Below are 11763 nucleotides of genomic sequence, written 5' to 3'. Positions count from 1 at the left end.
GGGCTGTACGGAAGCAGGGGACCCAGCATCAGGTCACCTCCCGCAGGCACTTGATCGCGCCGAGGCGCTCGTGAAGTTCGTTGGCCGACCAGGCCATCCGGCGCAGATGCCCCACAGCCTGAAGGTGGTCACCCGGCATTGCCTCGGTGCGTAACCAGCGGGCCCGCTCGATCAGTTGTTCCGCATACGGGTCCTTCTGGCCGGCCTCCGCGGCGACGGCGATAGCGACGAGTTGCATCAAATGGCCGCGGAGCCGCAGGGCGTGGTCATCGAGGGCTTCCTCGGCGGGGGTTACGTCGTCGAGGACCGCGCCAACGTCGTCGAGGAGCGATTCACCGTCGAACGGCTGCCACCCCCGGACTTTGGTCAGCACTGATTCCAAGGCTTCGGGGTCCAACGGCGGCGCCCAATCAGGCACGGGCATGGTGCAGCGCAGGATCGTAGGGCCGCTCATAACTGGTCCCCAGACGGGATGACGAGACGGCACCAGGTCATAGCGCCGATGTCGTTAGTTCCCCATGTGCCGCCGTTCTCCTTCACCAAAGCATCGACGAGAGCGAGACCGCGCCCCGACTCGGCGTCGGTGCCGGCCGCCTGCACGGGGGACGGCACGCCCGGAATACCGTCCGCAACAGAGAGGTACAGATCGCCGTCCTGCACGGCCATGGTCAAGCTGACCGTGGTGGTTCCGCTGTGCAGGATCGCGTTCGTGACCAGTTCGGAGACGATGAAGCCCACGTCGTCCTGGAGGGCGTCCAACCCGCGGTACTGCAGGCGTGCCATGGCAATGCGGCGCATGGCTCCTACCCACGCGCAGTCCTCGGGGCTCGGCGGGGTTCCGTCGCGGCGGCACGCAATCTCGAAGCTCACACCCATGACGTCACCATCGCGGTAGCGGACCTCGCGAGGCGTTTGTACGGCTGTCGTCAACACGTCCTCGTCCTCTCGGCCCGCACATCGGGCTCACGGTCACCGGCCGCACCAAATGTCGGCTCGGCGGTTCGCGTCCAGTCAACGAGCACTGAGCGGAGGGGAACAGGAAGGGTTCCGATTGCGTGCAGGCCCCCAACCGGAAGACTTTACGTTCGCATTACCTCGGGGCTAGATCGCACGATGGCGGCAGGACTACCGTCGGCGCATGGGAGCGAACCTCATCCTTCAAGGCCGGATGCAGGAACTCGGCCTCACGCAGGACGAGCTGGCAGGTCAGCTCAACAAAGCACTGCTGGAGATCACCGGCCGTCCCGGTGAAATATCGTCACGCACCATCCGCAACCTGCTGAGCGGCAGGCACAGCCGACCCATCGGTCGTACGTGCGCTGCACTGGAGCGCGTGTTCGGCTGCCGGGTAGAGGAATTAGGGTTCAGCGCACCACGCTCCATGCAAGACCCCCCGGAGGACCCAGTGCGGCGCCGCAATTTCATCGCCTCAACCACCGGAACAGCCGCCGCAGTACTACCGATCGTCAAGCAGCGCCGCTCTGTCGGCATGTCCGACGTGTCGCGTGTTGCCGCCAACATGAACCGGCTCGTCGAAGCAGACGACCACCAGGGCGGCCATGCCGGCCTAGCCGCAGCCGCCCTGCGAGGCCGCGCCGACGTACTGACACTGCAGCAGCGAAACGCGAGCGAGCGAGTACGCCGAGCCCTGTACGCCCTTGCCGCGGAATACACCACCATCGCAGCCTGGTCCTGCATCGACCTTCGCGACCTCGACCGCGCACAGAATTACTTGCACGAGTCGACCGCATTCGCCGGCCTCTCGCAGGACCCGTCAACCGGCATGCGTGTGTGGGTCAACATGGCCATGCTCGCCTACCAGCGGCGGAACTGGCCCGAGCAACTCGCTGCGGCTCAGGCCGCCGAGGCTTCTCCGGCCGCCCGCAGAGACCCGTTCTTCGGCTCTATGGGCGGCGTCCGCGTCGCCCTGGCTCACGCAACCCTCGGCGATACCAGGGCAGCCCAGCGCTCCCTTCGGGCAGCGCAGACCACGCTCCGCAAGGCCGTAGTAGTAGACCATCCGCGGTGGACGGCCTTCTACGGAGCAGCCGAGCTCGACCACCTCGCCGCGATCATCCTCAACCACAGCGGACTGCACGCCAATGCTGAAGCCATGGCGCACCAGGCGCTTGCCAGAATCCCCGGCACATTTCGACGCAACCGTGCCCTGGCGACCTGCCAGCTCGCACTTGCCCAGCTCCGCCAAGGCGAGCCCGAACAAGCCACAAAGACGGCTGCCAACGTCTTCGCCCTCATGGAGGGCTCCCCGCTGCCTGGACGGATGCGCACGCTGATCGGAGACTTCCACCGAGATCTCTTCAGCATGGCGCCGTCCACTACGTACGCCCGGGACTGGGCGGACCGTATGCGAGATGAATGGAGTCGAGCGTGACCAGCGTGATCAACCTGCGGCAGTACCGCCACGGTGAACTTCCGGCCGACTTCACGGAGATGCTGGTCGATGTCCACGCTGACGCTTACGCCGATGCCATGGACCTGGAGTTCAACCAGCGCTTCCCCTGGTTCGCCAATCACTGGTCGAACATGGAGGGATTCACGTGCGTCGTCGGTTTCGACGGTGAGGAGCCGACCGGCTTCGCCTACGGCGCGCCGCTCCAGTCCGGCCGTGAGTGGTGGCGCTCCACGGGCTACAAGCCGAACAACGGCTACAGCGCAACCTTCGCCGTCTCCGAGGTCTTGGTGCGGCCCGGATGGCGCAAGCAAGGCATAGCTGAGCGCCTCCACGAGGCACTGCTCTCCGAGCGCCCGGAGGACCTCGCCGTGCTCCTGGTCGACGTCACCCACCCCAAAGTCCAAGACCTCTACGATTCCTGGGGCTATACCAAGGTCGGTGAGCAACAGCCGTTCGCCGACTCCCCGCTGTACGCAGTCATGATCAAGGATCTGCACTGATCTACAACCCGTAGAGGCAGCCGTAGGAGCGGTGGCCTTACGGCCCGCACGCCGGCCTCCGGCTGGGCTTGCCGCGCTGGCGAACAGCCCCTGGGGGCGCCCGTCGCTGGACGCCATGCGTCCGCCGGTGCGTCCATGCAACGGTGCGCGGCACGCACTGGAGGGGCGTGAGGCAATGAGCGGCGTGATCTTGGATGCGCCGTGTCGGTTGTGCGGCAGAACTTGAATGTGACAGCCCCTACGATGGGCTACCGCTTCGGCCCGTGCGGTGCCGTTGATCACCAGGGGGATGTACGTGTCCAACCGTGTTCAGTCACTGCAGCCGGGCGATCCGCGCCGCGTGGGGCCCTACCGGATTGTGGGACGGCTCGGCTCGGGCGGCATGGGCACGGTGTTTGCCGCGCTGTCTGCGGCAAGCGAGCGGATGGCTGTAAAGGTCATTCATCCAGCGCAGGCTGCGGACGATGAATTCCGTGCGCGTTTCCGGCGAGAAGTGCAGCTCTCTCAGCGGGTCACCGGCCCATGCCTGGTGCCGTTCCGCGATGCCGACACCGAAGCTGCCCTGCCGTGGCTCGCCACGGCCTTTATCCCCGGCCTTACTCTTGACCGGCACGTGACGCTCAACGGTCCCCTGGTCGGGGCTCATCTGTACGCACTGGCAGCCGGTACCGCAGCCGCGCTCTGCGCCATCCACGCCGCGGACGTGGTCCATCGGGACGTGAAGCCGCCCAACGTGATCCTGGCTCCGTCCGGCCCGCAGGTGCTGGACTTCGGCATCGCCCACGCTTTGGACGGCACCTCGGTCACCCGTACCGGAGTGATGACGGGTACACCGGGCTGGATCAGCCCCGAGCACTACCGCACCGGCGCCGTCGGCCCCCACGGCGACGTGTTCGCCTGGGGAGCCCTCGTCGCCTACGCCGCGACCGGCCGTCTGCCCTTCGGCAACGGCGCTGCCGACGCTGTGGCCTTTCGCGTCATGTCGGCCGAGCCGGACCTGGACGGCGTGCCGGCCGACCTGCTGCCTCTGGTCGAAAATGCCCTGTCGAAGGAGCCAGCCGACCGTCCCAATGCCACGCAACTCGCTTCTTCGGCAGCCGAATTGCTCGCCTGCCAGGCAACCGCTGTCACCACGCCCGACGACGGCTGGCAGCCCACGCTGATATCCGACCTGATCGGCAGCCTGCGCTGGGATCCGGCACCCCAGGACGATGCCTCCTGGCCCGCCCCGACACGGCATCGCAACCGGGCCCAGCTCTACGTAGCCGTCGCCGCGGCCGCTGCGATCCTCGGCAGCATCGGCGGAGCCGTGGCCGCCTCCCAGTCGTCCGACGACGACCCCGGCGCGGGCCCTGCAGCACGCAGCGGCCAAACCACCTCGGCGGCCACCGTGGACGCCGTCACCAAAGAGTCCGCCCCTCAGTCCTCGAGTCCCGCCGGGTCCACACCCTCAGCGCGAGCCGCATCACAGACCCCGCAGCGCAGCGTTGCCCCCTCCCCCGCCTACACCCGCAGCGATACCACGCAGCCCACTATTGATGAATGGGCCGACGCTCGGATACCGGTCACCGTGGCTGAGAAGAAGGCGGCTCGGCAACTGATCAACGACGCAGCCCCCGTCCTCCAGGGACAGCAGTACCTGGACGATGCCATCACTGTCACCTTCAACCCCCAGGCGCAGACCATGTTCGTCACCTTCGGCCCCGGGACCTACCCCGAGGGGCAGGACTACCGCGACGACACCGAATGGACCGACGTCGTCCGCGGCCTGATGTTCGGCAGTTGCAGCGAAGCCCAGCAGGACTTCCACAACGACCCCACCTGGCCCTACGGCCGCGCCGCCGTCGTCTACCGCGAATCCATGGCCAGCCCCATCATCACCAACTTCCGCGACGTCACCCACATCGACAGCTGCCGCGTATAGAAGACCCCTGCCCGTGCGCCCGCATCGCGGGACGATCCCCGGACGTACGGGGGAGCTCTCCCCTCAGAGGCACTCTGTCCGGTGGCTGCGCGGTCAGTTCTCCGAGGGGATGCGCGCAGCGATCTCCCGCGCCAGCCTGTCCGCCTGCGGCGACAGCGGATGGCCGTCCTGCGCGATCGTCAGCAGGAGCCGGAGCTGGTCATGCGCCTCCTGCAACGTCAGCAGGGCCAGCCGCTCAGTGGTGCCGTCCAACGGCGCGAAGTCGATCGCGTCGAGATCGAGGTGGTCGTAGTCGTCCATGGCCTGGTCAACTCCCCCGCCCGGATGCGCGTCACGGGCCGACCGTACCTGCGCGGAGCTTCATCCATCAGATGGTCAGCCCTGGGTCGGGTCTTGTAGCTCCCGGCGGACCGCTGCCCGGAATTCGAGGGCGATCTGACGCATCTCGGCCACGTTGTCGGCATCGCTGGCAGTGATCCAACGGGCTGCCAGGTCTCTTACCGTGTCGCTTCCGAAGGCCCACAGCGCAGTGGCCGCCTCGGTGGTCAGTTCCACTCTCCTGACCTTGGTCCAGTGACCTTCCACTTCCTGCAGTTTCTGCAGCTGCCCGAGTTCCTTGTACCGCTCGCGCCGCAGGTCGAGATCGATCACGCGCAGAGCCCCGAAATACGCTTCCCGGCGTTCCTGCCACAGTCTGGCCCTGCGCTCCGCCTGCTGGGTACGCGCCAGCATGCGTTCCGCGTGCCGGCGTCCCTGCGCGCCAGCCAGCCACGTGAAGGCCGTCCCTGCCACACCGAAGAGCCCAGCTGCCGTTGTCCCCACCCAGTCCCACGCCACAACGGCATGGTGAAGGGCTCACCGCGCCCCGTCCAGAGCACCCGCACCTCGCGACATTTGCCGAAGCGGTACTCGAAACAGACTCCCTCGATTGGCTGCGCACAGCACTCGGCGAAGGCAACACAAAGCAGGCCTGATCCACCTGGTGTGGTCTCTCAGATGACGCGCGGCACGAGCAGGCGACCAGGTACCCGCCTGTACCCACTGCTGGCCGGACAGCGCGCTGGGATACATCGAGGGCTGACGCTAGGCTCGGCCCGCGGCAGGCGCGTCATCTGACATCCCTCGGGATGCGTGGGCTGTAGCCATACGCCTGCCGCACCTCACGCACTCCGCGGCTTCCGGCCGGTCTTCCGGACCATCCCCACACGTGCGGGGAGCAGACGTCGTCGCCGATGCCCCAGATGATCCCTCGCCCGGTTACACCGGGCCTGCACGTGTCGAACGGCTATCGAGGGCCGGAGCTGAACTTCGCTGCCTGGTGCACAAGTTGGAGCATCAGCGTCTCTCGGGCGATCAGCGCGGGCGAGACGGAGCGGGTGTCTTGGACCTGGAGCAGCATGGCGACGTCCCACATCAGGCCGTGTCCGATTTCGGCCGCGCGCCACAGTTCGTAACGGCTGTCGGTTGGGACGTCGAGGTGGAGGAGTTGGTCCTGCAGAGTGGCGAGGCGTTGTGTGTACTGGCAGGCGGCGTCGCCCTGGATGCGGCGGACGTGCGCAGCATCCTTGGCGTCCAGGTGGTCTTCCAGTCGCTCTATGAGCAGCGGGACGAGCGCCATGGCGGGCAGGGCGACGTCGACGGCGAGGCCGGCGTGGATGGAGAGCAGGCCGACGAGCAGGCTGACGATGACGGCGTAGGCGGTGGATCGGCGTATGGATCCGGGTAGCGCACGGCCCAGGGTGATGCGCCGGCCCGGACGTCCGGCCAGCCGGTAAAGGACGGCGCGTTGGGCGCGCGTGGTGCCGGGGGTGACGACGCCGATCTCGTGGGGGATTTCGGGGAGGGTGCCGTCGCTAGGAATGGTCCAGGAGATCCAGCCCCAGCGCGTGGGTTCCATCGCGAGTACGGGTTCGCACGCGGCGGAGCATGCGGCGCTGAGCTGATGGCCGGTTCGCAGAGCGCGGGCTTGCTTCGTGTCCCACCGGTTTGGGGCGTGTGGGAACGGGCGTAGGTCCTGATGCGTGTTGCGCATGTCGCCAGCTCACTCGTCGGCCCCGACCAGATTGGCGTCCACCGGACCCGACCGCCGGTCACGGTCTGACAACAGGCCAGGGTCGGGTTCGTGGTCGGGCTCATGGTCGGGCCGACCACGGGTGCGCAGGGTGCCGCCTCGCCCACAGTGCGCGGCCCGATTGCGCACCGCGGCGGCGGTGCGCAATGACGGCAGTGCGCGGCTGTTGCGCACCGAGTGGACGCCTGTGCGCATTGGCTCGGCCCGGTGGTTGCGCAACGGCTGTGGCACTCCGATCTGATCGCTCGCCATGGTGGCTGTCTCGTGCCGAGCGTGCGCCGCCCCGGGCCTCGTTTGGGGCGTGGTGGGGTCTGTGGTCGGGCCGACCATGGGGTTTGTGTCGTCATCGAGACCGTGGTCGGGGTCGGATGGTTGGTGGTCGGGTCGGGGTCGGTGGGTCTGCTTTAGGTCATCAACAGTCGTTCTGACCTGGGAGTTTGAGCATGCCTCCTGACAAGCTGGCATCCGAGGGCGCAGCTGGCCCCGTTGCCGCGGGCGTGGCGCTGGAGAGGATGCGGCGTCGCGTACGCCTTTCTCGCTTGGCGGCCTGGACCGCTATCGCGGCCGGCCCAATCGCCCTGTGCGTCGCCGTCACCTCAGCCCCGACCACGGTGCAGGCCGCGACCCCCCGCCCGGCCCTGGTGCGCACCGGGGCACCGAGTTCCGACCCCGCCGGGTATGCGCAGCTGTTTCTCGGCGCGTGGCTGCGCAGTACCGCGGATGACGCCACCAGTGCGCAGGCCCGGCTTGCGCAGTCGATGGCGCCGAATGTTGAGCTGCCCGACCTGGCCGAGGGTGCGCAGTCACGGCCGGAGTCGGTGACGGCGGTGCGCAGTGCGCAGCGCAAGGGCGGTGTGTGGTCGGTGACGGTGGCTGCGCAGTACGCGGACGGCCGGCTGTGCAACTACGCCGTGCCGGTGGTCGCCGACCGCGCGGGTGGTTCGTTCACGGTGACCGGCGCTCCTGGTGTGGTGGCCGGACCGGTACGGGCGGACGCGCCGCAGTCGCCGTACCGGGTGAGCGTCCCTGACGGTGATCTGTCGTCCTCGGTGGGCGAGTTCCTGTCCGCGTACCTGGCCGGTGCGGGAGAGGTGGACCGGTATCTCGCGCCTGGTGTGAGGCTGTCGGCGGTGACGCCTGCCCCGTATTCGAGGGTGATGGTGCAGCAGGTGCGGGCGGTCGAGGAGGCCGCGGCTGCCGAGAAGGTGGCTGTCGACGGTACGGCGGTGCACGTCCTCGTCGAGGTGGAAGCCCGCGACGAGGACGGGCGGTGGCCGCTGGCGTACGAGCTTGCGCTCACGGCCCGGTCGGGCCGGTGGGAGGTCACCGGCCTGGAGTCCGGGACCGTTCAGGACGGGGGCCGGTCATGACGCCGGTGCGCGATCTGATGCTGGCCGGTCAGCTCAACGATCTGGGCGACAGCTGGATCACCATGTTCAAGGACTGGGCGGACAAGGGCCTGCAGGCCGGGCTGGTCTGCATCGTGGTCGTCGTCATGATTCAGCGGTTCAGTATCAAGGCCGGTATCGCCGCCCTGCTGGCGCTGGTGGTCGCGTTGGGTTTGTACAACTCGCGCAACGACCTGGCGAAGATGTTCGAGGACGAGGTGAACAACCCGTCCCAAGGCGCCCCGGCGGTGCCGGGCCCCGCACCGGCGCCGGAGCCGGGTGAGCACGTCGCCGGTACGGAGGTCCGGCTGTGAGCGGTAGCGCGGCCGCTGGACGGTCGGGCCGGTTCTACACAGCTGCGCGCCGCCACCCGTGGGTGCTGGGCAGGGTCGCCGACTGGAAGATCCCCTTGGGGCCGTACACGCCTGCGCAGATCGCGGTCGCGGTCGGCGGCGGTTTCGTCCTGTTCAAGACGATCGCGGTGTGGTCGTGGATGGGGCCGGTGCCGGTCGTGGCGTGGGTGCTGGCGATCTGGGCGGTGCGCCGGCCGAAGGTCCGGGGCCGCGCGCCGTTGCAGGCGGCTCTCGGGTGGGTGCTGCTTGCCTGGCAGCCGTCCGGTGGCCGTCTCGGCGGTCGCGCCGCGCGCGACCGCGCGGCCCGTCCGTTCCTCGGGGTTTCACCATCGAGGACGCGCCCGCACCACCTCCTCCAGCGCGGTCGCCGTCCCGCACGCCTGAGCGGTCTGCCGGTCCTCGCCGTCACGCGGCAACGGCGCCTCCCCCTCAGGCCGCCCGGCCCGTGTCGGGTGTGCAGCAGCTGCTCGCGCTCGCCGAACAGGCCGGGGGTGCGCGGTGAGAGTGCCGATCCGTCACATCGCCGGGCACCTGGTCTGGTCGGCGCAGGGCAGTGTGTGGGCTGTGTACCGGCTGCACCCCGGTCCCGACGGGCAGGGGCGCCGTGAGGAGAGCGTGCAGGGCACCTATGTGCCGGGTGCGGTCCGTGACGAGCAGCTCGCCAAGATCACGCACCTGGTTCGGTCCCTGTCTGGGGCGCCGCGTCTGTTCGGGCTGTGCGCCCAGGTCGATCCGGGCGAGGTCGCACTGCGGATGATCGAGGGCATCGAGCCCGCCGACGCCATGCAGGATGACGGGCTGCATCCGTGGGTGGAGAACGTCGAAGCCACCTTGGATCTGCTCGGCGAGCAGGAGATGCACCACCGCACCCTGTGGCTGGCTGTGCCGCTGACGACGGAGACAGCTGGCTTGCGGATGGCGGCGTCGATGGGTTCGGTGTGGGCGGAGCTGGGGCCGGCGCTGGGGGTTCGGCCTGTCCCGGTGGGACGGCGTGAGGTGAACGCCTACCGGGAGCAGGCCTCCCGGGTGGAGGCGGCGCTCGCCGGCGGGATCGCGTTTCGGCCCGCCCGCCCCGCGGAGATCGTGTGGATGGTCCAGCACGCTCTGCAGCGCGGACTGGCGGAGCCACTGCTGGCCGAGGCCGAAGCGAGCGCACTGTACGGCGGGCAGGTCCGCGATGGTGTCCTGCACTCCCCCAGCTACGCCGACCTCGGACAGGTGCGACTGCAGGAGGGCGGCATCGACCCCGCTCTGGACGACGTCGACGACCTAAAGGGCGGGGGGCAGATCGCCCGGTCGGGCCGAGGCGCCTGGTGGCGACTGAACACCTCCTCGCCACTGCGGCGGCGCTGGCTCCAAGTCGAGTCCGACGCCGGCACGGGCTACCAGGCGCAGTTGGCGCTTGCCGAGTGTCCCCCCGTCGTCAGTCAGGATGCCGCGGACCTGTTCGCCCAACTGGAGATGCTCGACTTCCCGGTCGACTACACCGTCGACCTCACGCTGGTGCCGGCGGAGAAGGCGCGCGACCAGGTGCGGCGTAAGAAGAACGAGTTGATCGACCAGGCCGACCAGTACGACGCCCGCCCCACCGGCATGCCTTCCTCGCTGAGCGACGCGGCCCGCGACCTGGGCGAGCTGGATGCCCGGCTGTCGCGTACGTCGGTCGAGGTCGAGGTGCAGTCGGTGACCGTGCTGACGGTGTGGGGTCCGACCGCGGCCGTCTGCGACGCGCGGGCCCGCGCCCTGGCTGCGCTGCTCGGAGGCGCCGACTACCGGGCGGTGCGCCCGGCCGGTCTGCAGGAGGCGCTGTTCACTCTGGGTCTGCCCGGGACGGTACGGCCGGGTGCGGTGCGGGAGTTCACCCAACATCAGGTCTCCGAGGACTGGGCTTTGGGCGGGGCCTTCACCACAACGGAGGTCGGCGACCCGAACGGCATGTTCCTCGGCATCGATCTGGACTGCGGCACCACTCGCCCCGTGATGATCAATGTTGCGGATGCGCCGAAGCAGGACGCGTCTGCGTCGATGGGCGTCGTTGGTGACCTCGGAGCGGGCAAGAGTGTCCTGCAGAAACTCGTCGCGGAGTCGGTGTGGGCGCGGGGCGGCTGCGCGATCTGTATCGACCGCACGCCCGTCCGGGAGTGGGCGACGTTTGCCCGGACCGCGGCGAAGGGCCGGGTTCAGATTATCGACGCGGCCCAGGCCGAGGTCTCCATCGACCCGTTGCGCATGTTCGCGGGCCCCGAGGGACGCCACTACGCCCTGTCCTATCTCACCCTGCAGCTCGGGATCGGCCCGATGAGCACCCATGGGGAGGTGCTGCACCACGCGGTGGAGCAGGCTGCGGCGAGCGATGCCCCTTCCATGCACCGTGTCCTTGAGGTCCTCGAGGAGATGGGCGCGAGCGAGGCGGGCAAGCGGCAGGACGCGGCCGCCACCCTGGCCGGCCTCATCCGTGTGGTGGCTGGGAACTCCCTCGCCGCGATGGTGTTCGACCCGGGCCTGCCGCCGGTGCGGCTGGACGCCTCCAGCGCCTCCGACATGATCGTCATCACGACGACCGGTCTGACGCTGCCGCCCAAAGCCGCGTTCGACAAGCCCGAAGTCCTGCACCAGCAGCCGCTGGAGGCGCTGATCGGCCGCGCGGTGCTGTACCTGATCGCCGCGATCGCCCGGCAGACCGCGTTCGAGGACCCTGACCGGTTCACCGCCGTGGTCCTGGACGAGCTGTACTGGCTCACCTCGTCGGCGGAGGGCACCGCTCTGGTCCACGAGATCCTCCACGACGGGCGCAAGCACGGCGCCGGCCTGCTCGCCGGATCCCACGATGCCCGGGAGCTCGGCCCGGACAGTGGTCTCATGGCCTACCGGGCGCTGGCCCGCACCGCGGACCGTGAGCGCGCCCGCCGGGGCCTGGAGTTCGTGGGTCTCGACCCCAACGATCCGGCGCTGTTGCGACTGGTGACCACCGGCCTGTCCCCGGTGGGACAGCGGGGCCGGGAGGGCGAGTTCCTCCTAACCTGTCCCCGGCAGAACACCGGCCGGGTGAAGACCGTCATTCCCCGCATCGACCGCATCACCGCCTCCATCACCACCACGCCCGGGCGGCGCTGA

11 protein-coding genes and 1 pseudogene are annotated in these 11763 nt (G+C 68.9%); 7 read left to right on the top strand and 5 right to left on the bottom strand.

The window, feature by feature from the left end:
- Positions 1-28 precede the first annotated feature (28 nt).
- Both OG788_RS46415 and OG788_RS46410 read right to left on the bottom strand, forming a co-directional pair.
- Positions 29-373 carry a DUF6415 family natural product biosynthesis protein gene (locus tag OG788_RS46415; RefSeq protein ID WP_406368356.1) on the bottom strand — a complete coding sequence of 115 codons (345 nt, stop codon included), beginning with the start codon at positions 371-373 and terminating at the stop codon, positions 29-31.
- Between the two features lie 77 nt (positions 374-450).
- Entirely contained in the window at positions 451-933 is a 483-nt protein-coding gene (locus OG788_RS46410; protein ID WP_406368358.1) for an ATP-binding protein, read from the bottom strand.
- Between the two features lie 205 nt (positions 934-1138).
- Between OG788_RS46410 and OG788_RS46405 the strand changes: the two genes are divergently transcribed.
- The 3 genes from OG788_RS46405 to OG788_RS46395 all read left to right on the top strand — a co-directional run bounded on the left by OG788_RS46405 (position 1139) and on the right by OG788_RS46395 (position 4837).
- A complete protein-coding gene (locus OG788_RS46405; protein WP_406368360.1) occupies positions 1139-2392 on the top strand; it encodes an XRE family transcriptional regulator in 1254 nt (417 codons plus the stop codon).
- A complete protein-coding gene (locus OG788_RS46400) occupies positions 2389-2913 on the top strand; it encodes a GNAT family N-acetyltransferase (RefSeq protein ID WP_406368361.1) in 525 nt (174 codons plus the stop codon). Before OG788_RS46405 ends, OG788_RS46400 begins: the two co-directional genes overlap by 4 nt.
- Positions 2914-3202: 289 nt before the next feature.
- A complete protein-coding gene (locus OG788_RS46395; protein WP_406368363.1) occupies positions 3203-4837 on the top strand; it encodes a protein kinase domain-containing protein in 1635 nt (544 codons plus the stop codon).
- Positions 4838-4930: 93 nt separating this feature from the next.
- Here the strand turns inward: OG788_RS46395 and OG788_RS46390 are convergent, their stop codons facing one another.
- The 3 genes from OG788_RS46390 to OG788_RS46380 form a co-directional block, all read right to left on the bottom strand.
- Positions 4931-5137, bottom strand: coding sequence for a DUF6417 family protein (locus OG788_RS46390; RefSeq protein WP_406368364.1), 207 nt, complete (start codon positions 5135-5137; stop codon positions 4931-4933).
- A gap of 75 nt (positions 5138-5212) precedes the next feature.
- Entirely contained in the window at positions 5213-5569 is a 357-nt protein-coding gene (locus OG788_RS46385; RefSeq protein WP_406368365.1) for a hypothetical protein, read from the bottom strand.
- 553 nt (positions 5570-6122) lie between these two features.
- Positions 6123-6734, bottom strand: coding sequence for a hypothetical protein (locus OG788_RS46380; protein WP_406368367.1), 612 nt, complete (start codon positions 6732-6734; stop codon positions 6123-6125).
- A gap of 617 nt (positions 6735-7351) precedes the next feature.
- Here OG788_RS46380 and OG788_RS46375 point away from each other — a divergent pair.
- The 4 genes and pseudogenes from OG788_RS46375 to OG788_RS46360 all read left to right on the top strand — a co-directional run bounded on the left by OG788_RS46375 (position 7352) and on the right by OG788_RS46360 (position 11763).
- On the top strand, positions 7352-8278 hold the full coding sequence (locus OG788_RS46375) for a conjugal transfer protein (protein WP_406368369.1): 927 nt from the start codon (positions 7352-7354) through the stop codon (positions 8276-8278).
- Complete coding sequence (locus OG788_RS46370; protein WP_406368371.1) at positions 8275-8610, top strand: hypothetical protein; 336 nt, start codon at positions 8275-8277, stop codon at positions 8608-8610. The genes OG788_RS46375 and OG788_RS46370 overlap by 4 nt, the downstream gene beginning before the upstream one ends.
- Positions 8607-9151 (top strand): annotated as a pseudogene (locus OG788_RS46365) (hypothetical protein). The gene OG788_RS46370 and the pseudogene OG788_RS46365 overlap by 4 nt, the downstream one beginning before the upstream one ends.
- Complete coding sequence (locus OG788_RS46360) at positions 9148-11763, top strand: ATP-binding protein (protein ID WP_406368375.1); 2616 nt, start codon at positions 9148-9150, stop codon at positions 11761-11763. Before OG788_RS46365 ends, OG788_RS46360 begins: the two are co-directional and overlap by 4 nt.

Origin of the sequence: Streptomyces sp. NBC_00647 (genome assembly GCF_045207245.1) — a bacterium.
GTDB lineage: Bacteria > Actinomycetota > Actinomycetes > Streptomycetales > Streptomycetaceae > Streptomyces.
This window is presented reverse-complemented; position numbering and strand designations above follow the sequence as displayed.

Bases quoted from the DNA above. Each gene is read 5' to 3' on its own strand.
- OG788_RS46405 (WP_406368360.1), top strand. From the start codon at position 1,139: ATGGGAGCGAACCTCATCCTTCAAGGCCGGATGCAGGAACTCGGCCTC.
- OG788_RS46395 (WP_406368363.1), top strand. From the start codon at position 3,203: ATGTACGTGTCCAACCGTGTTCAGTCACTGCAGCCGGGCGATCCGCGC.
- OG788_RS46390 (WP_406368364.1), bottom strand. From the start codon at position 5,137: ATGGACGACTACGACCACCTCGATCTCGACGCGATCGACTTCGCGCCG.
- OG788_RS46385 (WP_406368365.1), bottom strand. From the start codon at position 5,569: ATGCTGGCGCGTACCCAGCAGGCGGAGCGCAGGGCCAGACTGTGGCAG.
- OG788_RS46380 (WP_406368367.1), bottom strand. From the start codon at position 6,734: ATGGAACCCACGCGCTGGGGCTGGATCTCCTGGACCATTCCTAGCGAC.
- OG788_RS46375 (WP_406368369.1), top strand. From the start codon at position 7,352: ATGCCTCCTGACAAGCTGGCATCCGAGGGCGCAGCTGGCCCCGTTGCC.
- OG788_RS46370 (WP_406368371.1), top strand. From the start codon at position 8,275: ATGACGCCGGTGCGCGATCTGATGCTGGCCGGTCAGCTCAACGATCTG.